This window comes from Dyadobacter sp. CY351 (assembly GCF_021502625.1).
Lineage (GTDB): Bacteria > Bacteroidota > Bacteroidia > Cytophagales > Spirosomataceae > Dyadobacter > Dyadobacter chenhuakuii.
Genome location: NZ_JAKFFU010000002.1, coordinates 149,762 through 173,964, shown reverse-complemented (window position 1 = coordinate 173,964; position 24,203 = coordinate 149,762). Strand labels below are relative to the sequence as shown.

Here is a 24,203-nt window from a genome sequence, read left to right as displayed (position 1 = left end):
CCTGAGCGGAGACGAAGGCGCGCTACTACTTGGTAACGTGCTTCGGCTCCGCTCAGCATGACAGTGTTAATGGGCGCTCAGCATGACAGTGTTAATGGGCGCTCAGGTTGACAAGCTACATGACAGGCTAAATGGCTTCCGTCCTACCTAACATCTCACTCCTCACTCAGCTCCTTATTAATAGCAACGATCCGTTGCTGAATCTCTTTCTGCACTGTCTCCAATCTTTTATCTTCCATAGGCTTTGCCATTTCCAGGATATTAGCCTGTAACAGGTCGCGCTCTTTTACTGCTTTATCCATTTTTGCTGTGAGGCGTTTTTTGGCGTCTCCATCGGCGGACTTTATTTTATCATTGAGCTTGGCAATGCGCTCCTGTAAGCTGGATTCTTCTTTTTTGAGCGATGCCATGTAATCGCGCTGCTTCTCGTTTAATTTATCATTCGCTTCCAGCAGATCTTCCTTAGCATCGGCCATGTCGGTTGTATCCGAAGTGTTGGCTATTTCCTGACTGGCTTCGTCGGCGGTTTCCAGGGCTTTTTCTTCGGCGTTTGCCAATTCTTTTCTGTCTTTATCAGCTCCTGAGTTGCAACCTACCAGCAAAGCGCCAGCGGCTATTGCAAAATTTGCGAAAACGATTCTTGTTAACTTCTTCATATCAGATCAAATTTGGTGATGATAGTCCAAACGGATAAAATACAATGCCAGCAACAAAGAAGCCGCTGAAAAATTTCCAGCGGCTTGCACCTTTAATATGCTTAACTATTAACCTAAATACACGAATTGTAACGTTTCTGACTGCTTAATATCCGTTGTTCTGGCGCAGATTTGTGTTGTTACGGATTTCGGCGGTGGGGATCGGGAACAGCAGTTCGCGTTCTGTTACCGTAGGTCCATAAGTAAATTTGTGGCCTACGTAATTTTCAAACGTCTTGGTTTTAACATTGAATGCTTTCCGCAATCTTACCATATCAAACCAGGTGATGTTCTCGAAACACAGCTCGTGCCAGCGCTCTTTCCAGATCGCTTCACGCAATTTATCCTTCGCCAAACCGGTCAGTGCAGGCAATTGTGCGCGTGTCCTGATGGCATTAACCGCTTCTAAAACTTTGGCAGATGGCCCGGTTGCTTCATTTGCAGCTTCCGCGTAAGTCAGTAAAACATCGGCGTAGCGGATCACAGGCCAGTTCAGGTCGCTGTTGGCTGTGCTGGTTTGGGCTACGTTATCAAAATGTTTGTAAATAAAATATCCACCAAGATCGACTTCTTTGGTCCGGTCTGTTTCGTTGGTGAATATGGTGTAGAAAAATTGCTTTTCCTTGATCCTCAAATCAGCCGCATCGTACGATTTCACAAAATCCGCTGTTGAGTAAATTCCACCCGTTTCATCCGAATACTGTGAGATATTTTTGTTGTAAGGGATGATCGACACCTGCCAGTTGGACGGAAGGATCTGCGTCCTGAACTGGATCATAAAGATATTTTCCTCCACATTTTTCTTAGCCGGGTTGTGAAGGTCATCATAGGAAGCAAAAAGCTTGAATTGCTTCGAATCAATCACTTCGCCAGCCTTTTCAGCTGCCAGTGCATAATGAGTAGCGCCTTTTTGCAATGGAAAACCAGCCATAGTAAGGTAAACCTGAGACATCAGCGATTTCACAGCACCCATGCTCACTTTTCCCGAAACATCAGCCCAGGGCAAGCCGGATGCTTCCGCCACCTTTAAATCCTCCACAATCAGGTTATACACATCCTCCGCAGCCGCGGCGGTTGGCTTTAATTGCTCGGATGTAAGATCCACCGGCTTGGTTACCAGCGGAATGTTGCCAAACATGCGCACCAGGTTGAAATAATAAAAAGCTCTCAGGAAACTTGCTTCACCAACGAGCATTTTGGCCTCAGCAGGGTTAATAGCGGGGATATTGGGTATTTTCTCGATGGAAAGATTGGCGTTGGCTATGCCCCTGTAATAGGCAGCCCAATAAGTCTGGCTGTACCCGTTATCAGAAGTATTCCTCAGATCTTTAACAAAATAGCTGTTAACAGCCTGCCCCAGATCCGTCCCGGCCAGTCCGGTTGCAAATTCGGTCATCATCCAGGCACCGCCGCCAAATCCGCTTGAAAGAGGCTCGCGCAAACTAGCATAAATAGAATTGACTGCACTACGGCCCTGTGCAGGGGTAGTAAAATAGCTGTCGGTTGTAAAATTGCTGGGATCTGATTCATCCAGGAAATCCTTGCAACCTGTGGCCCAAAACATACTCACCACGGTGGTAAACAGTCCGATTTTTTTTGATATACTATTCATATAATGATTCGAATAAAGGTCAAGATTTACAAACCAATGTTGAGTCCGAGCATAAACACTCTTGGCTTCGGATAATCGTACAATCCAAATCCCTGGTCAAATGGTGAGCCTGAATTGGAAACTTCCGGGTCATAACCTTTGTATTTGGTGGTCACGAAGAAGTTCTGGATCGAGCCATAGATTCTCAGGCGGTCCAGTTTGAGCTTCGAGACCGTTGACGCCGGGAACGAGTAGGCCAGCAACAGGTTGCGCCCGCGGATGAATGAACCATCGGTAACTTTATGGCTGTCGTTGTTGGTGTCGTAACCCGCATTGATCGGCCGCACTTGCGCGATCGGCGTATTCTGATTTGTCTCTGTCCAGGCGTTCAGCACTGTTTTATAACTGTTGGCAATGCCTTGTCTGTCTTCTGCTGAGTGGATACTCCGGTCCAGCACGTCGTTTCCGTACATATATTGCAAATCCACCGTGAGCGACCAGGCTTTGTACTGGAAGGTGTTCAGGAATGTTCCGAAACCGTCCGGAATACCTTTTCCGATGATCGCCCGGTCCAGGTCATTAATTGCTCCGTCTTCGTTCAGGTCCGCGTATTTCACGTCACCCGGCAGCTCGCCGTAACTCTTTGCCAGATCTGCCTCTGCTGTTGACCATGTTCCCTGGTTCACTCTTCCGAAAAACGAACCCACCGGCTCACCAACCCGGATTACCGTGGCTCCCGAGAAAATGTCACTGCCACCGGACAATGCCAGCACTTTGTTTTTATTGACAGAAATGTTGAAGGTGGTATTCCAGGAGAAATCACCCGCTTTAATGTTGGTAGAATTCACTGCAAACTCAACCCCCTTGTTTTCCATGCTTCCGACATTGGTAAAAATGCTGCTGTAACCACTGCTTAAAGGAAGTGGCGCATCAAGAAGCATTTCATTCACTTTTCTCCGATAAAGGTCCAGTTCAAAGCTCAGTCTGTTTGAAAACAAGCCCAGTTCTATTCCCAAATCAACCTGCTGTGTTTTCTCCCATTGCAGGTTCGAGTTCGACATTCGGCTGATGCCCGTGCCAATGGCGCGGTTGCCCCCAAAAATCACACTATAATCGATCACATTCGAGATATTGTTGGTCATACCGGCCAATGCGCGGTAAGCAGGGATTTCCGAGTTACCCGTAGCGCCATAGCTCGCCCTGATTTTCAGGTTGGAGATCGCCGCGTTCGATTTCAGGAATTCTTCTTCGGACACGCGCCATGCAAGTGCCGCCGATGGGAAGAACGCATATCTGTTGGCATCCCCGAATTTGGAAGAACCATCGATCCGGCCTGTGAAGGTGACCAGATATTTATCCATCAGGCTATAATTCAGCCTTGCAAAGTAAGAGTTGAGCCCATAAGCCTGCGCATTGGAAGTTGGGGCCAGTGCAGTTGCTCCTGCTCCAAGGTTATTGAACTGAAAATAAGTATCCGTAAAATTCTGGCTCCTGGCAAGATTTTCAAACCGGTCCACGTGCTGCCACGACAAACCCAGCATTGCATTAATGGAATGGATTTTCCCAAAATCCCGGACATAGGTCAAGTAGTTTTCAAACTGCCATGAATTGAAACGTCTGTTCTGAACAGAGGCATCACCATTATTTGAAATGTACTGCAAGCCCGCAGCAGCAAAATAGTCCTCGCGCTGATTGATCACATTGGTTCCTATTGTCGAGCGGAAATCCAGGCCTGGCGCCAGGCTTATTGTTGCGTACATGTTTCCAAGCATTGTCTGGGTTCTCAGGTAGGACAACCGCTCCGCTCCTACGCGTAATGGACTGTCGCCGCCTTCCATTCCGGGATAATCCCTGTTGCTCGCCCATCTTCCGTCAGGATATTTAACCGGGATAATCGGCAAAGCTTCCAGCACCTGGCGCATAGCCGTGATGCCTCCACCGCCTAACTGGTCAATTTGCTTTTCGTTTTGGTCGGTATAGCCCAGGGTTCCTCCTACTTTTAGCCAGCTTTTGATCTGGCTATCGAATACAAATCTTCCTGCAAACCGTTTCTGCCACGATTCGCGCACGATCCCGTTTTCATTCCGGTAGTTCAGGAATGCGCCGTAGCTTCCTTTTTCACTTCCGCCTGTTAAGCCAAGCTGGTGGTTTTGTGTAAATGCTTTCTGGAATGTTTCATCTTGCCAATCCGTGTCGTAAAGTGGGTTACCACTGGCATCGAATAGTAGCGGATTAGTACGTTTCAGCTTAGGATCGGTGTATTTGGTTCCTGTCGCCCAGCCTACCGGATCGAATTTTGCGGCATTGACATAAGCCTGCTCTTCCACTGCCAAAAACTCTCTTGAATTCAAAACTGGCAGTTTTTTAGGTGCTATACCAATGGAAAAGTCGGTATCGTAAGTAACTTTTCCGCCGCCGGATGTTCCGCGCTTCGTGGTTACAAGGATTACCCCGTTCGCACCTCTGGCACCATAAATAGCCGTGGAAGAGGCATCTTTTAAAACTTCAATGGAAGCAATGTCGTTCGGGTTAATGTAATCAATGGGTGTACTTCCGTTCGCAAGGTCCACTGCATTCAAAATGACTCCGTCGATCACATACAGCGGATTATTGGAAACAGAAATCGAGCTTGCTCCACGGATACGAATATTCGCGCGCCCACCTGGCCGACCCGAGTTGGACGACACATTCACACCGGCAATGCGGCCCGAAAGTCCCTGGTTCAGGGAGGATGCAGGGCGTTCCTGTAAAACTTCTCCTTTTATCGTTCCAACAGCGCCGGTAAGGTCCGATTTCTTCACTGTTCCATAACCCACAACAACGATCTCGTCAAGCGCATTTTCGTCAGGTAACATTGTCACATCAATCGCCGACTGGCTTCCGACTGTTACTTCCTGGGATTTATATCCTACAAAGCTCATTACAAGCACATTCTGAGATCCGCCATCCGGAATATCCAATGTAAATTCTCCATTGGCGCCGGTTGAAGTCCCGCGTTGGGTTCCTTTTAAAACCACGCTTACGCCGGGGAGTCCGCCGCCTGATTCGTCCGAAACTTTTCCTTTAACCGTCCTGTCTGCCACCGCTTGCGTGCCTGATGAAGTCAGCAGCGCCTGCTGGTTCAGCAAAGCCTGGTCTGTGGATGTTGGCTTGCCGGGAGCAGCGTCTTTTGTCCTGATTTCAGTAATGACAAAAGTATTTTTCCGCGTCCTTTTGTAGGTCAAACCGTTCTGTTGTAACAATAAGCCCAGATTTTTTTCAAGTGACTGGTTGAAATCCAATGTGCCCACAGCAACATTAACCGACCTTACCAGGCGGTCCTCGAAAATAATCTCAACCCCATAATGTTTCTGCAAATCAAGCAGCACATTCTTTAACTTCATTTCCTGGCCGAAACTGGTATGCTGGCGCGTGGGAATAGAAGCGTAAGCGATAATCTGTGAGTGGGCAACCAGAGAAGTTTGCGTCATCAGCACAATCCCGATTGCTACCCATTGCTTAGCTGATAGCGTTATATTCATAGTTAATTGATTTAGGTATTTATTGGTTTTTTAAAATGATGGTATCGCCGTTCTGCTCTATTTTCATGTCGAGGACCTCAGAAACCGTTTTCAACAGCTCGTCGGCATTCTTCGTTTTGAAATTTCCTGTAATGGTCCGCTCCGCGATCTCTGCATGGGAAAGCTTTACTTTCTGACCGAAATTTTCATCGATCATGGCCAGAATATCCCTTACTGATGTGGAATTAAAAACATAGCGCTGCTCTTTCCAGGTCGCAAATGTGTTGGTATCCTGCTTTTTGGCTAGCTGAACAGCTCCGGCTGGATCTACCACTGCCATGTCGCCTGGTTCCATCATGACTTCTTTACGCTCATTGTTCTGAGAATAGTCAATACGGACGCTGCCACTTTTTAAAGCTACTTTGGTTCCCCGAGGACGGGCAAACACCGAGAATGTTGTCCCGAGCACTTCCACTTGAAAATCATCTGATGTTTTTACCACAAACCGCTTATCATCAATGGTATGGCTTACTGCAAATTCCGCTTCTCCTTCCAGAATCACATTTCTTACTTCGTCGTCAAATCCTAACCGCGGGATTTTCAGCTTTGAGTTTGAGTTTAGCGCAACGCGGCTGCCGTCTTCGAGATATACGTCGGTCGTTTGGCCGTAAGCGGTTTGGTAGGTTTTATACTGCAAGGGTTCGCGAAACCACCAGCCAAATCCCACAACGAATGTAACCGAAGCCGCCATTAACCAGAAACTGTTGGACCTTGCCGAGAAGAAGTTCGGACGAACGTGGCCGACCGATGTTTTGGAAGATTCTTCAACGGGCTCCGTTTCCAGGCGATGCAGCAGGGATTTGATTGCGGCGTCCTGATCCGGAACAAATTGCGGGCTTTTCGTTTCATATTCCATCAGCCATTGACTGAATGTCTCCTCATTATCTTTTTCCCGTATCCAATCTTCTACAAGCTGCCGTTCCAGCGGATTGGCGCGACCCGCCAAATACTCGAACAGCGTGTATTTTGATATAATTTTTTTCATCATGTTTTTAGTTTCGAAATAGTTGTCACGGTCCTTTTGACACATGACATTCAGGTTTTAAATGAAGCTTACCAGCGTTAATCCCGCAGAAATCATCCATTCGCCTCGCAGGGCCAGCCGAAGGTGTTTCAAAGCTTTTGAAATGTGCACTTCCACCGTCTTGGGCGAAATATGAAGTTCAGCAGCGATTTCGTGGTATTTTTTATTCTCAAAGCGACTCAGTAAAAACACTTTCTGACATTGCATCGGCAGGCGCGCAATTACTTCATTCACTTTCAGAAAAAGGTTGTTATAATGGATTTCAGCGTCGGGCTGCTGATGGTAAGTTGAAATGGTGTTTTCTTCACTCGCTTCCAGTGAGGCCATTTTTCCGAACTCTCTACGCATATACGTATAGCATTCATTCCGCACACACCGGAAAAGATAGCTTGTATAGGAAGATGTAATGTTCTCGTAAGCCCGTGTCCGGTAGAACTGGAAAAACACTTCACTTACCAGGTCTTCCGCGATTTGCTTGGAGTAGACAAACCGCACTGCGTGACTGCAAAGCGGGTTGTAATAGCGCCGGAACAATAGTTCAAGTCCTTTCCCAGGATCCTGTTCAAATGTTGCCTTTAAAAAAACGGCTGAATCGATTTCATTGACATTACTCTTCCCTTCTTGTAAAGGAGACACGAATGTACTTGTGCGCTTTGGTTCCGGGTTAAGCAAAGGGTCGTGCATTGAGTCTTTATTTTATGTAATAATTAAAAGACTTTATTGCACTCGAATTCCCTTAGTCTGAATTAGAAAAAACTAAAACTTTTTTTAATTATATCGTTTGCAGCCTCAGGGCAGTAAAAAAACCGCCACGGTGAGGTGGCGGTTTGCAATATACTTTCGTAAGATTATAAATTCTTGGCCTTCATTTCCTTCACTGCGTGGTCAACGGCACGTGCGGACAAGGCCATATAAGTAAGCGACGGATTTTGTGTAGACGTCGAAGTCATACAAGCGCCATCGGTTACGAACACATTTTTGCAGGCATGCAACTGGTTAAATTTGTTCAGCATGGACGTTTTCGGGTCCTTACCCATTCGTACACCGCCCATTTCATGAATGTCATTCCCCGGATTTCTGTGTCCGTCATGTGATTTTACATTCTTAAAACCAGCTTGCGTAAACATCTCGCTGACCTGTTCAATGTAATCCTTGATCATTTTCTCATCATTATCGTCATACCCAACCGAAATTTTAAGCTGGGGCATGCCGAAAGGATCTTTCATCGTCTGGTCCAGCGCTACGTAATTGCTTTCTTTTGGAATGGTTTCACCCATCATGTGTGATCCCACGCTCCAATTGCCATATTTTGTAGCCAGAAGTCCCGCTTTCAACGACTCGCCCATTCCGTCCCGATCGTTATAGGTCTGGCGGTTCGCGCCGAAACCGGCTGCATAACCTCTCAGGAAATCGGTTTCCTGCTTGTACACATTGCGGAACCTTGGAATGTAGCCGCTGTTCGGGCGTCGTCCCTCAGTTGTTGAATCCAGGAAGCCTTCGTACTCGCCGGAAATGCTTGCGCGATAATTGTGGAAGGCGACGTATTTGCCCAGCACACCGCTATCATTGCCCAGGCCATTCGGAAAGCGTGATGATATGGAGTTTAATAAAATAAGATTGCTGTTCAATGCGGCTGCATTTAGAAAAATAATATCCGCATAAAAATCCATCGTTTCCTTGGTGTTGGCATCGATAACCCGAACGCCGCTCGCCTTTTGCTTCTTGTCGTCATAAATAATCGAATGCACGACAGAATGCGGGCGCAATGTCATATTCCCGGTTTTCATAGCCCAGGGAATGGTGGACGAGTTGCTGCTGAAATAGCCTCCGAACGGACATCCCCGCTCACAAATGGTCCTATGCTGACATTTCGCGCGTCCCTGATCGAGGTGGATCTGCTGCGGGTCGGTAATGTGCGCCGCGCGGCCGATGATAATGTGGCGGTCTTTGTATTGTTTTGAAACCGATTCCTTGAAATATTTCTCAACACAGTTCAGATCGTGCGGAGCAAGGAATTCACCATCCGGCAATGTGTCGATGCCGTCTTTGTTTCCGGTTATGCCGGCAAATTTCTCCACGTGGCTGTACCAGGGTGCAATGTCGTCGTAACCGATCGGCCATTCAACGGCGAACTTGTCACGTGCCGGTCCTTCAAAATCGTACTTGCTCCAACGCTGCGTCTGGCGAGCCCATAGCAGCGATTTGCCACCAACCTGATAGCCACGGATCCAGTCAAACGGCTTTTCCTGCACATATGGATGCTCATTGTCCTTGGCAAAAAAGTGCGCAGAAGATTCCTTGAAGTTATAGCATCTGCTGGCAATCGGATTGGCGTCGGTAATTTCTTTCGGAAGCCTTTCGCGGTGCTCGAATTCCCACGGCATCATGTTGGTCGTAGGATAGTCCTTAATGTGCTGCACATCGCGGCCGCGTTCCAGCACCAATGTTTTCAAACCTTTTTCTGTCAGCTCCTTCGCCGACCAGCCGCCACTGATTCCTGAGCCAATTACGATGGCATCATAGGTGCGGGCTTTTTTACTGTCAATATTAAAATTCGCCATAGTTTTTTTGTGAGATAGGAAGGGGTCTCCTAGCCTTTTGTAACCGGAACGCAGCCGTGGTAACGTGCCGGGATCATTTCATAATGGGTCAGATTGGTCATCACATATTCCGACGACATATAACCTTGAATCGTCAGGTTTTTAACCATTCCTAAAAACGCTTTCTGGCCTGCGTCGCTGCCTTTGTCCATATCCTGCAAAAGCTGCATGCGCTGATCTTTGCCTGCGTCGGCAAATGATTTACCAAACCGCTGAATGCTCTGCTCGTCCAGGTTGGAAATGCCGCTTTTCAGGCTTGCCTGCGCTTTGCTATCGTAGCAATCTGTCACCATTTTTTGAACAAAACCACCTACGCCCAGTTCGCCTGCACCCGGCGTGTCTGTTTTTGGGATAATGGTTTCCACCATTCCGGTCAATATTTTAGACTGGTCGGCTGTAAGCAATGTACCTTTTTCCAAAGTGCCCTTGCTCCATCCGGATGCCCAAGCAGGCAGTCCCGCCATTGCGCCCATGGCCAATGCCATGCTTTTAAGCGCTACGCGTCTTTCCATTGTTTTTATGTTTTGAATGTTGTTGTTACGCTTTTGAAAGCTTATTCTTCCAGAAAGTCAAGGTCTCTGCCGTGGGTTTCTGGAATGGTCAGAATGCAGAAAAGGCCTATCGCAAAGCATATGATTCCGACCAGCGCTCCTGAGTTAATGACTGAAAAAGAGTCTTTAAAAGTAGCAAATAATGTTGTCATAAGCACTACGGTCCCGCGCACCATATTGGGCACGGTGGTGGCTGCTGTTGCTCTCAAATTGGTCCCAAACTGCTCAGCACCAATGGTGACGAACATGGCCCAGTAACCAATACCAAACCCCAGCAATCCTGCTACGCCGTAAAATGTTGACACAGATTTAATTCCGGCATACAAATAAACGACGCTCCATATTAACGTAAATATCATCAGATAAAATACAGCCTTCTTACGCGATTCCAGCCAATGACTCAAAAAACCACTGCATAAGTCACCCATAGACAACCCAACGTAGCACCACATGATTGATAATCCGGGCTTTACGACTTCTGACAGGCCCAGCGCTTTCCCGAATTCGTTGCTGAATGTGGCCAGGATCCCGATCACAAACCAGGTAGGAAGCCCGATCCCGATGCATTTGAGATAACGGATCAGCCGGTCTTTATTGGTAAAAAGCGCAAAGAAGTTTCCTTTCTCAACATGCTTTTGATTCTTGATATCCTTAAAAATACCGGATTCAAAAACGCCGATCCGCAGCAGCAGCAACGAAATCCCCAGTCCGCCGCCAATGAAATAGGCATAACGCCAATCGAAATATTCTACGGTAAAATAGGCAACTACTGCGCCCAAAAGGCCAATTCCGGCAACGAGCGATGTGCCTATGGCACGTAAATGTTTTGGTAAAATTTCGGAAACCAATGTGATCCCGGCACCCAGCTCACCGGCGAGCCCGATGCCTGCTATAAAACGTAAAAGCTTGTAAGTAGTAGGATCCTGCACGAAACCGCAGGCAATGTTGGCAAGCGAATAAGTAATAATGGAGCCAAAAAGCACAGATAAGCGCCCTTTTTTGTCCCCCAACACACCCCATAGGATGCCGCCCAGCAGCAAACCTGTCATTTGCCAGTTCAGGATGCTGGCACCAGTCAGTGAAATTTCTGTTTCCGAAAGACCGAGTGAGGCAAGGCTGGGCAAGCGTACAATCCCGAAAAGCAGCAGGTCATATATATCAACAAAATATCCAAGGGCAGCGACAATGACGGGGGCACTAAAAAGATGGGAAAAGTCTGATCGCTCAGCAGTAATGGTGGCCATTGTGATTAATATCGGGTTAAGGAGTTGTTATCGTTTCAAATAAATAGCCGGATTTTCACCCGGCTATTGACCATTTATACATCGAAAATTAGGCTGCAAATGTAATTGACAAAATAATATATTACAATTCTAATTTCTGTTTGTCTTTTAAAAGCTGCTCTTTCAATTTCGCATAATCCACGTCCTGAACGGCCACTTTTGTGTCAATTGCCTGCACGGCGGCCGCTGCTGCGCTTTGTCCTAAAATCATGAAAACAGGCTCCATACGGATCGATCCATAGGCAATGTGCGAGCTGGAAAGGCACACAGGAACGAACAAGTTTTCACACTCCTCTTTTTTAGGCACAATAGAGGCATAGGAAATGCTATAAGGCGATTTTGGGTGCACACCAATGTCCCCTTCGTTTTGCACATAGCCATCTTTTTTCACATAACGCTGCGCATTGTGCGAATCCAGTGCATACGAGCCCATTCCGACTGGTTGCTCCACAGGTGTGATGCCCATTGTATGGTTCTCGTTCATCACTGTTGCCGAAATCATCCGGCGCGCTTCACGCACGTAAATCTGGTGCGGCCATCCGCCGTTGTCCTTGAACTCGTCCTTGGGTAAACCCCACTTGCTCATCTCTTTACGCACATCTGCTGGCACCCGGGGATCGTTGGTTAAGAAATACATCAGGCCTTTCTGATACAATTCATGCGCCTTAATGATCTCTTTTCTGCGTTCGTAGGTTGCTTCCGGATAATCGTAGTTTTCACCAATAAAATCGGTGCTGAATGGGCCGTGGTTGTTTGTATCCGTCTTTTTATTGGGAATCGGGTCGTATTTATCAAATGTTTCGTCCCAACCTGCTTTGTAAACCCTGGCCAGTAATTCGTAATTGGCAACGTCATAACCTTCCGGTTTTTCGAACGGAATGCGGTTATCAGGATTTGACGAAAGGCACATACGGAAGCAGTAAGCCTGGATCTTTTTATCGCCCGAGCCGTTTTCCGCAATCGGCTCGTCGCTGATGTACGGCAACAGGCCGCTTTTCGGGTCGCCTTCCACTTTGTACGGGCTGATGTTTTTCTTGAAATAATGTCCGTGCTGGAAAACGCCCGCCTGCACACCATTCCATTTTTCATTGTAAACGCTGTTTGCCTCACGTCCCACATGGTATTTTACGCCCGCCGATGCCATCAGATCACCTTCATAAGTGGCGTCAATGAACATTTTGCCTGCGAATGTTTTACCTGAAAGTGTTTTGATTGAAACAATTTTGCCGTCTTTTTTCTCAACGCCTTTATCCCTGTCCAGCCACTCGTCGCGGTAGATCTTAATGTTGTTTTCTTTTACAAAATCCTCAAAAACCTGCTCAGCTGCGTGCGGCTCGAAAATCCACATGGTGCGCTCAGCTCCATCCATCGCTGGAGTTCCCTGGCCTTTGTTGCCATATTCGTCCTTTTTCTGCCATTTCCAGGCTTCGGGCTTGTCGTAATGCTGGTATAACCTGTGGTAAAATTCTCTTGCAAGTCCCCCGATCACGGATTTGTTTCCGGTATCCGTGAATCCCAGGCCGCCCGCAGAAAGTCCACCCAAATGCTTGTCCGGCGAAACCACGAGCACTGTTTTCCCAGACTTAATCACTTGAACAGCAGCTGTAACCGCCGCGGAAGTCCCTCCATAAATGATCACGTCCGCGGTAAGGGCGTCTTTTGCTTCTTCATTCTTCTTTTCAGAGCATGAAGGGCTGGCGGCGATTAAAAAGAATGCAATCAGATAAATCAAATACTTATTCATTTTCATCAATTGTTGGTTGGGAATAGGAAAAATCAGTAACCTGGATTTTGGTCTTTGGCAGGGTCAAGTGCCTTGTTATAAAGCAATTCGGAATTTGGGATCGGCCACATCATATGCTTGTCGGCAATGTCGATGTTCTTCACTTCCTTAATACGCTTTTTGGCAATGCCCAGGCGTTTCAGGTCGAGCCAGCGCTTGCTTTCGTACATGGTTTCGTAGCCACGCTCACGCACAACGAGGTCAATAAATGATGTCAATGTTTGTCCTGCGAGTTTGAAATCCACTGGTGACACAGTTTCTGCATTATATCCGTAAGCCCTGCGGTGGACTTTGTTCAGACTTTCCAATGCTTCGGCCGTTGGCGCGCCATTGGCCCTGGCTGCGGTTTCCGCGTGGAAAAGCAATAGATCAGCATAGCGATACCATGGATAGTCATTTCCACCGCCGTCGGTTGCCACTGGATCGCGGAATTTCCGGTACAGGCAGGTGTTCGGGCCAAGGCCTACGTCTACATTATACAGGATGTGGGCTTTACGCAAATCTTTCATATCCCAGGTTTTGATAAAAGAATTGGAAGTCGAATCTGTATACTGTGCATATACGCCGCCCGGGCCATAGTAACGATACGGCCCAATGGCACGGTGCGCGTAGCCGACCAGTCCAAAACCCTGCTGACGTGAGAATTTGAAGTAAAAGATCTCTTCGGGAGTGGATACTACTTCCGGACCATAAATTTTTTGAAAATCTTCCGAAACACTCACAGGCACCAATGAATATTTTCCCGATGCGATCACCTCTTTGGCCCGTTCGCTGGATTCTTTCCATTTTTCCTGATACATGTAGATCTCCGAAAGCAAGGTTTTCGCAGCCCATTTCGTAGGACGTCCTACTTCCGACGGCGCATCAGGCAGAAACTGCTCGGCGTTCAATGCATCACTCAAAATCAGATCATACACTTCCTCAACGCTGGCGCGTTTCAGGTCGGTAAGCGTCATATTTGCCTCCGTCCGCAAAGGAACGCCGCCCCAGTTGCGGACCATTGCGAAATAGATCAGCGAACGCAGATATTTGGCTTCTGCCACAAACTTGGCAATGTCACCTTCCGAAATTTCTTTCGCTTTCGGCACATTATCGATCACAATGTTGGCATTACGGATAGACTGGTAAAAGGCATCCCAGATTGCGCCAACGCGGTTAATGTTCGTATTGTCCAGCCCCTGGTACAGGCTCACGGGCGTTTGGCTGCCTCTTGAATTTCCATAGTCCGGCAACCCCTCCTGCTGCGCCGGGTAATTGACGCTCAGACCATTAGGGCCACGCATAGGACCGTAAATGGCATTCACCGCCGCGCGTGCTTCGTCCGGGGTGTTGTAAAAAACTTCCGCAGCCAGTGATTTTGGCTCTTCTTTCAGAACGTCTTCACACGCCATGAGGGAAAGGGCGAGTATTAAACAGATAGCTATATTTTTCATTACAGGTAAATTTTAATGTTTGATAGATCAGAAACCTACGCGCAAGCCGATAGTCGTCGTTTTTGCAGTAGGATAGCTGTAATGGTCAATGCCCATGCGGATCGAGTTGGAGCTGCCATAGGAACTGATTTCAGGATCAAACCAGGAATATTTGGTGAATGTGATCAGGTTTTGTGCGCTTACATAAACCTGCGCACTGGTAAGCCATTTGATGTTTTTCACCGGCACATTGTAGCTCAGCTGAATGTTCTTGAAACGCAGGTAAGATCCGTCTTCTACGAACCGGTTCGAAACCTGCGCTTGCGACACTTTGCCTGTGATTAATGGATATTTGGCATTGGTATTGGTTGGCGTCCAGTGGTTTGCAAACACTTCTCGCGGCATATTCAGGGCCTGACCGTAATCCATGGTTTGGTTTACAGAGCTCAGGTTGAAGATATCATTCCCCTGCGTGCCTTGAATAAACACATTCAACTCGAAATTTTTGTAATTCATGCTCGAATTGAAACCGTAAATCAGCTTCGGGTTCGGGTTTCCGATGATGCGTTTGTCGCCAATGTCACGCGTGCCGTTTCCGTTGAAATCTTCGTAAACGATCTTGCCGGTTTCATCATATCCTTTTTCAATGTATCCGTAAAAAGTCCCGATCGACTCGCCTTCACGCAGCACATTCACATTGTCATTAATCACCGAAATGTCGATTGCCTGGCCCAGTACATCATTGCCGCCATATAATTTCAAGACTTTGTTCTTATTGATGGATGCATTAGCAGACACATTCCACTTGAAAGCGCCGGTAAGCACATTGGCATTGGCCGAGATCTCAAAACCTTTATTCTGCACTTTTCCGACATTATCAATGGTGTAAGCATAGCCCAGTGATGAAGGCAAAGGCACATTATTGAGTAGGTCACGCGTATTTTTGATATAATAATCCAATGTCAGCGAGAATCGGTTTTGAAAAAACCCAATGTCCAATCCAATGTCGGACTGCGATGTAGTTTCCCATTTCAATGGTCCGGCAAGGCGTAAGCCCGGTGCATAGGAAGTTGTTAAGGCGTCTCCAAAAACCACTTTGTTGGACGACAGCTGGTTTAATGTGTAGTAAGGATCAATGGCCGTGCTTCCCGTTTCGCCATAACCCACCCGGATTTTCAGGTCCGAAATGAAGGGTATATCTTGGATAAATTTCTCCTCCGACAAACGATACGCAATGGATCCCGAAGGAAAGTAACCCCATTTCTGACCTTCGGTATAACGTGAGGAACCATCCGCACGGAAACTGACCGTTGCCAGGAATTTATCGTTAAATGAATAATTTAACCGGCCCAGATAAGACAAAAGTGACCATTTAAAATAGCTCGATCTCGGCACACCCTGCGTTGCACCAGCGCCAACATCAAATGACTCCTGAATGTCACTCACAAAGCCACTCGCGTTTGTGTTCAGCTCAGTCTGGGTCAGGTCCTGGTAAGTGAAACCGGCCACTGCGGAAATGCTGTGCTTGCCAATTTCTTTTACATAGCTTACCGTATTCTCATTCAACAAGCTGGTGGTCTGGGCGGTGTTAATGGAGGCTGACCCCAGGGAATTCACGAATTTTTTAGTTGTATAAAAGTCGCCGCGGTCATCCGTATTCTCAATCCCGCCCGAGATTTTGATAGAAAGTCCTTCCAGCGGCATGTAAGTAAGCGCTCCGTTGGCAAGCACTTTATTGGAACGAAGGTGATCCGTTTGCTGCTCAATGAAGTTCAGCGGATTGGTGATCACATTGGAACCCCAGGAATAAACCGTGGCCAAATTGGAATAACCACCTTCGGGCAAACGCGCATCCACAGTCGGGTAACCCGAAAGCATAGCCGAAATCAATGAGTTACCCCGGTTTCCACCGCCTGAATTCTTGCGATCCGTGTCGATGCGGGTCAAAATTGTATTGATATCGAACTTAAACTTTTTGCTGAAATCGGTGCTCAGATTGGCCCGGATGGAGTTACGCACATAGTCGCTTCCAATAATGATACCGCCCTGATTGAAGTTGCTTCCTGAAACCGAGAAGCGTGTCTTCTCATTTCCGCCGTTTACTGAAACCGAGTGGTTTTGAATGGCAGCTGTCCGGAGTGTCAGATCCTGCCAGTCGGTTCCTGTGCCGAAACCATTGATTTCATCTTGTGTAAAATGCGGTGCAAGACCGTCATTAGCAGCTTGTTCGTTGTAGAATTGTGCATATTCATTGGCATTCATCATTTCAATTTTCTTCCTCGGCTTTTGAAAACCTACATAACTGTCCAGGTCCACGCTGATCCTGCCTGACTTTCCTTTTTTGGTTGTGATCAAGACAACGCCATTCGCCCCTCTCGAACCATAAATGGCTGTGGCAGAAGCGTCTTTCAGGATTTCAATGGATTCAACATCGGCATTGTTCAGCAATGTCGGGCTGGTGGAATAAGGAAAGCCATCCACCACATAAAGTGGCTCGTTACCCCCCTGAACCGAGTTTGTTCCCCGGATCCGTACGCTGATAGGACTTCCCGGCGCGCCTGTGTTTTGCGAAATCTGCACACCTGTCGCGCGTCCGGCCAGTGATTGCATGAGGTTTGTTGCCGGGTAAGCATTCAATTCTGTGGATTTGATAGAAGCAACCGATCCGGTCAAATCAGACTTTTTAACAACTCCATAACCCACCACCACTAATTCGCTCAGTGATTTCACATCAGCTTCAAGCGTAATGTTGATCGTGCTTTGATTTCCGACCGGAATTTCCTTGGTCATATACCCTACAAAACTCAGCACAAGCACTCCATTATCAGGCACATCCAGCGTAAAACCGCCATCGGCATCCGTTGTTGTGCCGGTTTGCGTTCCCTTCACCACAATGCTTACCCCCGGAAGCGGCGCGTTCATTTCATCCACCACTTTGCCTGTAAGGTTACGCTTGGGAGAAATGCTTTTGGAAGGCAGTTCAGCCGGCGGAAGGGCGTCCTGTCTTTTAAGGATTATTATTTTCCCTGAAACTTCGTATTCAAGCTCCAAGGGCGTCAGTATCTGGTCAAGGACTTCGTATAAAGGTTTTTCGGTCGCATTAACCGTCACTTTTCTAGCCGATTTGATTAGTTTGGAGCTGAACACAAACCGGACATCGGCCTGCTTTTCGACCTGGCCCAGCACTTTTTTTACTTCACTGCCGCTGGCCTTAATCGTAATTTTCTGAGATAGAAGCGACTGCGCGTTGCTGTCGTGGGCTTGGCCGGTTCCAATGAACCATATGGCAAATATCAATTGTGTAGCTGTTATTCGCATCGTCCAAAGTAATACCTGGCGGTATTTAAAGGGTTTTTTCATAGATTTGATTGTTTTGTTATGATTCAAAAGCTGGCAAAACGATCCCTGCCTCCGCATAGGAGGAAAAATGGCGACAACCAAAAGGGATTATTCGGAGCCGGTGATGCGGGAACATTGCCGGCTCTTTTTTATGGATTATTCTTTCTGTTTTTTAATCGGGTCGTTTAGGTGTTGGGTTAAAGTAGAACATTGATTTACAACATATTAATATCAATTCTTACAACCTCTGCTGTGGATCACAACCTGCCCGTCGATGATTTCATAACTGGCTTCCACAGCCTGACAGATAATAAAAAGCTTTTCGTGAAGTGTCTGGTTATCCAGTGTTGCCGTTAGCGGGCAGTCTTTTAGAATTTCCGCATCGTACAGGATTTCAATGCCATAAGCCTTGCCAACGGTTGCAAAAACATCGCTCGCAGGCGTGTCTTCGAATTCAAATTGTGGGATTTCAGCCTTAGGAACGACTATTTCGGGTTTCTCGACCAGCGTCTTCACCATTCTCACTTCCTCCCTCGAATAAATAATTTTCTGATTCGGGCTCAGCACAATGCCTTGCAATTCCCTACCCGAAGTTTTTTGCTCAAAATCAGGATCCGACTGCGGAAAAACGGAAACTCGCCCGGTTTTCACCTCCACCGTAACCTCATTCGAATTTCCATATGCCCTAATGGTAAAACTTGTACCCAAAACCTTGGTAACCAAGCCATTGGAATACACAAAAAACGGACGGTCAGCGTCTTTTGTAATATCAAAAAATGCTTCGCCTTCCAGGTAAACTTCGCGCTTGGCAGCCACGAACTTGTTGGCATAACGGATGCGGGCCTTGGCAGACAATGTCACCTTGCTCCCATCGTCTAAAACCACCGTCATAGGCTTCGTAGAAGCGTTCCACTTCTCGGTAATGCTGTCCTTATCCTCTTGAATGGGCTTTTCGAATGTGATCTGCCGAGACTCTTTTTTGGTAGAAAGTGAGTAAATGATCCAACCTGAAATAAGCAGCAATGCAACCGCTGCTGCCATGCGAAACCATGGAAAATGGTAAGTTTTTAGCTGTTTTACAGGCTCGGCAAAAGTGGGATATTTTTCAAAACCGTCTATGCGGCCAATGGTGTTCTTTACGATTTCTGTAATCTCAGGATCGCTTAATTCGGGTTCGTGCAATCGCAACGACAGCACTATACTCTTAGCCTGCTGAATTTTGTCATGGGCATCTGCATTTTTTTCAATCCACGCTTCCCAAAGCTCATCCGTTTCGCGCGTAGGCGACAGGACCCATTGCCTAAAAACGTTATCCCAGACAAAATCTTCAACGGTAAAATCTCTGTAATGATCCATATGAGGCTTGCTTCTAACATACGATAGACACAAAGCGGATCGGGATACCAATAAATTTTAAATTATTTCTAGAAAAATCAATAAAACCGCATTTTCAGTGGCATTATGACCCTTTTTTATATAAATAAATGGATCAAAAAGAAGGTAAGGAATTCAGCTTTCCAATGTTTTTTGAGCTGCTTAATGGCGATTTGGAGGAGGTTGGAAACGGTTTGCGGGGAAACGGACATGATCTCGGAGATCTGCTCCCGGCTCAGCTCCTGGAAAAATTTCAGATAGATCACTTCCTTCTGACGCTTAGGAAGCTCCATCAGCAGTTTTTCGAGCTGGCGCGTGCGCACGAGCGTAGATTCGTTGATAATGTATTGCTGCTCAACAGAAAATTCAAGATCAAATGCCTCATCCGCCTGCTCAGCATTCCCCTCTCCGACCCACGACCTGGACGACACGCTTCTGTGCATAAGGCGGCGCAGTGAAGCCATCAGATAAGGTTTGACAGCAACTTCCGCACTCAGATTCTCCCGTTTTTCCCACAAATGCAAAAACAAATCCTGCACCGAGTCCTTAACAAATTCCTGGTCTTTCGAAAATTTACAGCCGTAACGGAAAAGCACGCGGAAATGAGAAGACATCAATTGCTCAAACGCAGCCACATTCCCCGACAAAAACTGTCGCCAGAGCGCATTGTCATCAGAAGATTGAGGAGGCTGAGAATGTGGTTTCATAACATTGTAAAAGTTGCCACAAGGTTACAAACGCAAGCTTGCTTAATTACAACGATTAGTCAAACTTAATCCAATTTTCATCCTATACCAAAAAATCTTACACCCTGAACATTACTCCACCATCACCCTGACAGATTTCTTCTTGCGCTCCTTATTTTGGAAATGCACGATATACATTCCCGACGCCAGCTCCTCGACAGGATGGATGAAGATTTTATCAGAAGCCACTATCTCCGCCGAAATATTCACATCCCGCCCCCACATATTAAATAGCCGGAGCGACGATTTATCCACGTTTTCAGCACGTAATGTGATCATTTTCCGAGTTGCCGGATTGGGCGCGACTACAACCTCTCCCGTTTTCAGTTCAGATACACCATCACGGATCATTATCTCATGAATACGAACCTTACCCTGCCCGTTCCGGAACCGCATTTCGAAGTTGGAAAGTTTATTAGCAGCATATAAAGAATTGCCCGGATATGCGGGACTATTGAGGCTGACTGGCTCATTATCAACCCATAAATCGTAACTTCCCGGCAGGGCGTTGTAGGTGACAGCATGAGACGATGACGGTTTGTAAGCCAGTAATTTCTTTGAATTATTCAGGACCCAGGTCAATGTAACCTGCTTCTTTTTGGGGATAACCTTACTGGTGTTTTGCGTTGCGAAGTCCTTGATACTAAACCCGCCATCCTGAAAATTAAGCGAGAACTTTCCGAACATCAATGTATTGCCCGGAAAGGAATGGTTATCAGGATTAAAATTTTCACCCACATAAAAATACATCGCATTCAGCGCCGCCGACTGCACAGATTCAGCGCTGATGGTGATCTGGATAAATAATGTTTCCGGGTTCGGCTTAAATGGTGTCGCCCGCAAAACTCTTATAATCCCACCCGTCGCAGAATCCTCCTGCGTCCGCACGAGATCCATATAGTTTTTGGAAAATTTAGAAAAAGAAAGCTCAGGAACCGTCTCAACAATATGGCTAAACTGCCCGGAATCCGGATCAGCACGCACATAAGGCCCCGATTTCGAAAAATCCTGGTGAAAATAAATAGTCTGCGCCAATGCACATTGAAACAGCGCCGACCACAAAACAGCTGCTAAAACGCTCAAAAAAGAAATAAAATGTGACGTCATAAAACATGGGTTTTATGTGTTTAGACGTCAGGTCTTAGTAATGGTCACAAAGTATTTTTGGGAAATTTTTTATCTACTCCTTTCAGCCTCCCTAATCTTTCCCAGTTCCGCTGCCATAGCCTTCACTTTCGCGGGATATTTGGTTGCCAGGTTTGTTTTTTCTCCCAGATCTTTGCTTAAATCATAAAGTTGAGGGGATGGGTTATTTCCTGTTTCTGTGTTTGTCAGTTCCTGGATCGCTTTGCCTTCTCTTGGCTCAATGTATTTCCAGTTTTCCCTGGTGATAGACAATGCTCCGCCTTGTTTGATGAGATACGGCCTGCCGATTTTTGATTTTCCCAGGATGGCATCCATGGTATTGAAACTGTCCGGGGCATCATCGACCTCCATTTTTTGCTGGAAATAATGAGCGAATGATGCGAGCAGATCGATCTGGCAGATCAATGCGTCCGAAACAGTGCCTGGTTTGATGGCTTGCGGCCAGCGCGCGAGCCATGGCACGCGGCTTCCACCTTCAAAAGCGCTATATTTCCCACCTCTTAATACGCCCGCAGGCTTGTGCCCCTGGGCCAGTTCAACCGCTTTATCCGCATAACCATCGTCCAGAACGGGACCATTGTCACTTGAAAAAATAATCAGCGTATTTTCAGTCAACTTCAACTCATCCAGCTTTTTAAGTATTTCGCCTACCGTCCAGTCCATTTGCAGGATCACGTCGCCGCGCAAGCCCATCTGGCTTTTTCCTTTGAACTGGCTGCTTGGCATTCTCGGAACGTGGATGTCATTCAATGAGAAATACAGGAAAAATGGATTCTTTTGGTTTTCCTCCATGAACTGCTCCGCTTTGCTCAAAAACACATGTGCAATTTCCTCATCCATCCACCGGGTCTGCTTCCCGCCCGTCATCCATCCAATGCGACCAATTCCATTCACTATGGTGTTATTATGCCCGTGATTCGGCGAGGCAGGTAATTTCAAAAGTTCAGGATTTTCCAGACCTGTGGGCTCATTGCCTATTTTTTTGGAATAGTCCACTGCTATGGGATCCAATTTATCGAGTCCTTGTACATTTTGATCTTCGATAAAAACGGTGGGGACGCGGTCGGAGGTTGCGGGGAAAAAGTAAGCGTAGTCAAAGCCAGTTTCATTGGGGCCTTTGGTAATAGGTTCATTCCAATTGATCTGCTTGTTTTTTTCACCTAGTCCCAAATGCCACTTTCCAACCGATGCCGTTTTGTATCCTGCATTTTGAAAGACCTTCGCCAAAGTGAGCCGGTCAGTAGGAATAATCAGAGACGCATCGCCCGGCAAAACGCCCGTCCCTTTCTGCCGCCAGGGATATTTTCCCGTTAACAATCCAAACCTTGAAGGCGTACAAGTCGCAGAGGTCGTATGCGCATTCGTGAAACGGATTCCTTCCTTCCCGATCCGGTCAATGCTGGGTGTCGAGATTTTTGTCGCGCCATAACTGCTCAAATCACCATAACCCACGTCATCCGCATAGATGAAAATAACATTGGGTCTTTGCTGTTTTTTCTGAGCGAACAGCAGCCCTTGGCTAACCAGGGTTACCGTTAGAAAAATGGCAAGAATACTTAGGGTCCGGAACAAATGCTTTTTTGTAATATTGGCAATACACATACTATGAAAAGTCAATGAATGATCCTATATAAAAATGGAATTTACAATAAAATTTGAGCAGCCGACACGCAAGCAATTGAAAGCAGGCAGGTTCGCGACTATCGAAGAGGCAAGCAAGTATAAAACGGATTTGCTGATGAAGAGTCTGGGTAAAGTGGATGACGCTTTTTGGGCCAAGTTGAAAAAGTAAGAATGTATCGAAATGCAAAAAGTCCTGTTAATGTGATGACATTAACAGGACTTTTTGCTTAATCCCTTACTTCGCCGCAGTCAAGCTTTTTATCAACTCAACTTCATCCTTCTTATAAGGCGTTCCGTCTTTGCGGAAAATGTCGTGGAACCAGAGGTCGGGTTCTTTGGTGTAGGTTTTTTTCCAGCTGTCCCATGGGTAGATCGTTTGCGATTTGCCGTCTACAAGTCCCCAGTTGATGGCGCCAACATGGTACTTCTTAGCGATAGGCAATGATCCTTTAAAGAAACTGCCATTTCCGCGTGACATATACTCTGTGCAAATCATCGGGCGGCCGTATTGCTGCAACTGCTTGATACGCTTCTCAAAATCTGCTGCGTCTTCGTAATTATGAAAAGTAACAATGTCCGATTGGTCGATCATTACTTTTTCAATTGGCTTTAAAGTCTCATGAGAAGTCCAGTCACCATTCCAGACTCCCGCTGTTAATGGTTGCGAAGGATTCACGGACCGTGCCCAAACGAATGCTTTTGACAGCAATGGGATCACATAATCCACTTTGTTAGGCAATTCAACTTTACCGTAAGAGCTTGTATTCGGGTTATCCGGCTCATTCCAAATGTCCCAGGCCAGCACCCTGTTATCGTTGGCAAAAGCAGCGACTGTTCCTTTTACATATCTTTCCAAACGCGGATAATGCGTACTGTCTTTCAGTGCATTGAGCCCCGGGCTCTGCACCCAGCCTGAGTTATGGACGCCAGGTTTTGGTGCACGTTGTTTTCCCAGCTTAGGAAACGGGTCCCAGCATGAATCGAATAATACAAACAATGGCTTTATCTTATGTTTTTCCGCAATGTCCAAAAACACGTCCAGCCGCTGCACAAAGCCGGCAGAATCTTCCTGGAACAACAAATCGTGCAGATAAACCCGCATCGTGTTCATGCCGATATCAGCTGCCCAGCCAAGCTCCTTATTGATGGTGGCTGTGTCAAAATCGGCCGCCTGGAACATTTCGAGCTGGTTAATGGCGGTGCTGGGCAGGAAATCGGCACCTACCAGCCAACCTTGTTTAGCATACCATTCGTTTGCCTGCTCCTTGGTCCAAATCTCACGCGTATCCTTTTGCTCCGTTGCGGCGCTTTCATCTTTCTGCTCTTTTTTCGCACAGTTTTGAAATGAAAGGCAAATAAGGATCGCCCAGACTGTCGTTTTTAAAAATTTCATTCAGTTAAGGATTTTGTTTATAATTATTTAAAAGACGCGCAACAGCCTTTTCTACACTTGGCTGCGCATGAAGAATTTCCGGT

Annotated in this window: 17 protein-coding genes; 1 reads left to right on the top strand and 16 read right to left on the bottom strand. The window is 46.7% G+C overall.

Going from position 1 to position 24,203, the window contains the following annotated elements; all coding sequences use genetic code 11:
* Nucleotides 1–155 precede the first annotated feature (155 nt).
* From L0660_RS02825 to L0660_RS02755, 15 genes are all read right to left on the bottom strand, one after another.
* The gene (locus L0660_RS02825) at nucleotides 156–656 is read right to left on the bottom strand and encodes a hypothetical protein (RefSeq protein ID WP_235157732.1); all 501 of its coding nucleotides are present in this window, start codon (nucleotides 654–656) and stop codon (nucleotides 156–158) included.
* A 145-nt stretch (nucleotides 657–801) separates the two neighbouring features.
* A complete protein-coding gene (locus L0660_RS02820) occupies nucleotides 802–2,307 on the bottom strand; it encodes a RagB/SusD family nutrient uptake outer membrane protein (RefSeq protein ID WP_235157729.1) in 1,506 nt (501 codons plus the stop codon).
* A gap of 26 nt (nucleotides 2,308–2,333) precedes the next feature.
* The gene (locus L0660_RS02815; protein WP_235157722.1) at nucleotides 2,334–5,807 is read right to left on the bottom strand and encodes a TonB-dependent receptor; all 3,474 of its coding nucleotides are present in this window, start codon (nucleotides 5,805–5,807) and stop codon (nucleotides 2,334–2,336) included.
* Between the two features lie 19 nt (nucleotides 5,808–5,826).
* The gene (locus L0660_RS02810; protein WP_233795454.1) at nucleotides 5,827–6,834 is read right to left on the bottom strand and encodes a FecR family protein; all 1,008 of its coding nucleotides are present in this window, start codon (nucleotides 6,832–6,834) and stop codon (nucleotides 5,827–5,829) included.
* 54 nt (nucleotides 6,835–6,888) lie between these two features.
* Entirely contained in the window at nucleotides 6,889–7,554 is a 666-nt protein-coding gene (locus L0660_RS02805; protein WP_235157719.1) for an RNA polymerase sigma-70 factor, read from the bottom strand.
* A 164-nt stretch (nucleotides 7,555–7,718) separates the two neighbouring features.
* The gene (locus tag L0660_RS02800) at nucleotides 7,719–9,431 is read right to left on the bottom strand and encodes a GMC oxidoreductase (protein WP_235157717.1); all 1,713 of its coding nucleotides are present in this window, start codon (nucleotides 9,429–9,431) and stop codon (nucleotides 7,719–7,721) included.
* Between the two features lie 29 nt (nucleotides 9,432–9,460).
* Nucleotides 9,461–9,982, bottom strand: coding sequence for a gluconate 2-dehydrogenase subunit 3 family protein (locus L0660_RS02795; protein ID WP_235125355.1), 522 nt, complete (start codon nucleotides 9,980–9,982; stop codon nucleotides 9,461–9,463).
* A gap of 41 nt (nucleotides 9,983–10,023) precedes the next feature.
* Nucleotides 10,024–11,265 carry an MFS transporter gene (locus tag L0660_RS02790; protein WP_233795450.1) on the bottom strand — a complete coding sequence of 414 codons (1,242 nt, stop codon included), beginning with the start codon at nucleotides 11,263–11,265 and terminating at the stop codon, nucleotides 10,024–10,026.
* A gap of 121 nt (nucleotides 11,266–11,386) precedes the next feature.
* Entirely contained in the window at nucleotides 11,387–13,048 is a 1,662-nt protein-coding gene (locus L0660_RS02785; protein ID WP_235157704.1) for an FAD-dependent oxidoreductase, read from the bottom strand.
* A gap of 32 nt (nucleotides 13,049–13,080) precedes the next feature.
* Nucleotides 13,081–14,520: a RagB/SusD family nutrient uptake outer membrane protein gene (locus tag L0660_RS02780; protein ID WP_235157701.1), complete on the bottom strand. Its 1,440-nt coding sequence runs from the start codon at nucleotides 14,518–14,520 to the stop codon at nucleotides 13,081–13,083.
* A 27-nt stretch (nucleotides 14,521–14,547) separates the two neighbouring features.
* Nucleotides 14,548–17,859 (bottom strand): TonB-dependent receptor, encoded by a 3,312-nt coding sequence (locus L0660_RS02775; RefSeq protein WP_235157682.1) that lies wholly within the window; start codon nucleotides 17,857–17,859, stop codon nucleotides 14,548–14,550.
* A gap of 210 nt (nucleotides 17,860–18,069) precedes the next feature.
* Nucleotides 18,070–19,194, bottom strand: coding sequence for a FecR family protein (locus L0660_RS02770; RefSeq protein WP_233795446.1), 1,125 nt, complete (start codon nucleotides 19,192–19,194; stop codon nucleotides 18,070–18,072).
* A gap of 116 nt (nucleotides 19,195–19,310) precedes the next feature.
* The gene (locus L0660_RS02765; protein ID WP_235157672.1) at nucleotides 19,311–19,919 is read right to left on the bottom strand and encodes an RNA polymerase sigma factor; all 609 of its coding nucleotides are present in this window, start codon (nucleotides 19,917–19,919) and stop codon (nucleotides 19,311–19,313) included.
* 111 nt (nucleotides 19,920–20,030) lie between these two features.
* Nucleotides 20,031–21,065, bottom strand: a complete 1,035-nt coding sequence (locus L0660_RS02760) for a T9SS type A sorting domain-containing protein (RefSeq protein WP_235157652.1) — start codon at nucleotides 21,063–21,065, stop codon at nucleotides 20,031–20,033.
* Between the two features lie 69 nt (nucleotides 21,066–21,134).
* Nucleotides 21,135–22,706 carry an arylsulfatase gene (locus L0660_RS02755; RefSeq protein ID WP_235157648.1) on the bottom strand — a complete coding sequence of 524 codons (1,572 nt, stop codon included), beginning with the start codon at nucleotides 22,704–22,706 and terminating at the stop codon, nucleotides 21,135–21,137.
* 34 nt (nucleotides 22,707–22,740) lie between these two features.
* Between L0660_RS02755 and L0660_RS02750 the strand changes: the two genes are divergently transcribed.
* Nucleotides 22,741–22,896: a hypothetical protein gene (locus L0660_RS02750; protein WP_157486705.1), complete on the top strand. Its 156-nt coding sequence runs from the start codon at nucleotides 22,741–22,743 to the stop codon at nucleotides 22,894–22,896.
* A 66-nt stretch (nucleotides 22,897–22,962) separates the two neighbouring features.
* Here L0660_RS02750 and L0660_RS02745 read toward each other — a convergent pair whose 3' ends face one another.
* The gene (locus tag L0660_RS02745) at nucleotides 22,963–24,120 is read right to left on the bottom strand and encodes a cellulase family glycosylhydrolase (protein ID WP_235157645.1); all 1,158 of its coding nucleotides are present in this window, start codon (nucleotides 24,118–24,120) and stop codon (nucleotides 22,963–22,965) included.
* Between the last annotated feature and the right edge of the window lie 83 nt (nucleotides 24,121–24,203).

Excerpts from the sequence above, each read along its gene's own strand:
- L0660_RS02800 (WP_235157717.1), bottom strand. The coding sequence starts at position 9,431 with ATGGCGAATTTTAATATTGACAGTAAAAAAGCCCGCACCTATGATGCC.
- L0660_RS02805 (WP_235157719.1), bottom strand. The coding sequence starts at position 7,554 with ATGCACGACCCTTTGCTTAACCCGGAACCAAAGCGCACAAGTACATTC.
- L0660_RS02775 (WP_235157682.1), bottom strand. The coding sequence starts at position 17,859 with ATGAAAAAACCCTTTAAATACCGCCAGGTATTACTTTGGACGATGCGA.
- L0660_RS02760 (WP_235157652.1), bottom strand. The coding sequence starts at position 21,065 with ATGACGTCACATTTTATTTCTTTTTTGAGCGTTTTAGCAGCTGTTTTG.
- L0660_RS02785 (WP_235157704.1), bottom strand. The coding sequence starts at position 13,048 with ATGAATAAGTATTTGATTTATCTGATTGCATTCTTTTTAATCGCCGCC.
- L0660_RS02820 (WP_235157729.1), bottom strand. The coding sequence starts at position 2,307 with ATGAATAGTATATCAAAAAAAATCGGACTGTTTACCACCGTGGTGAGT.
- L0660_RS02790 (WP_233795450.1), bottom strand. The coding sequence starts at position 11,265 with ATGGCCACCATTACTGCTGAGCGATCAGACTTTTCCCATCTTTTTAGT.
- L0660_RS02765 (WP_235157672.1), bottom strand. The coding sequence starts at position 19,919 with ATGAAACCACATTCTCAGCCTCCTCAATCTTCTGATGACAATGCGCTC.
- L0660_RS02815 (WP_235157722.1), bottom strand. The coding sequence starts at position 5,807 with ATGAATATAACGCTATCAGCTAAGCAATGGGTAGCAATCGGGATTGTG.
- L0660_RS02810 (WP_233795454.1), bottom strand. The coding sequence starts at position 6,834 with ATGATGAAAAAAATTATATCAAAATACACGCTGTTCGAGTATTTGGCG.
- L0660_RS02825 (WP_235157732.1), bottom strand. The coding sequence starts at position 656 with ATGAAGAAGTTAACAAGAATCGTTTTCGCAAATTTTGCAATAGCCGCT.
- L0660_RS02770 (WP_233795446.1), bottom strand. The coding sequence starts at position 19,194 with ATGGATCATTACAGAGATTTTACCGTTGAAGATTTTGTCTGGGATAAC.
- L0660_RS02755 (WP_235157648.1), bottom strand. The coding sequence starts at position 22,706 with ATGTGTATTGCCAATATTACAAAAAAGCATTTGTTCCGGACCCTAAGT.
- L0660_RS02795 (WP_235125355.1), bottom strand. The coding sequence starts at position 9,982 with ATGGAAAGACGCGTAGCGCTTAAAAGCATGGCATTGGCCATGGGCGCA.
- L0660_RS02745 (WP_235157645.1), bottom strand. The coding sequence starts at position 24,120 with ATGAAATTTTTAAAAACGACAGTCTGGGCGATCCTTATTTGCCTTTCA.
- L0660_RS02780 (WP_235157701.1), bottom strand. The coding sequence starts at position 14,520 with ATGAAAAATATAGCTATCTGTTTAATACTCGCCCTTTCCCTCATGGCG.
- L0660_RS02750 (WP_157486705.1), top strand. The coding sequence starts at position 22,741 with ATGGAATTTACAATAAAATTTGAGCAGCCGACACGCAAGCAATTGAAA.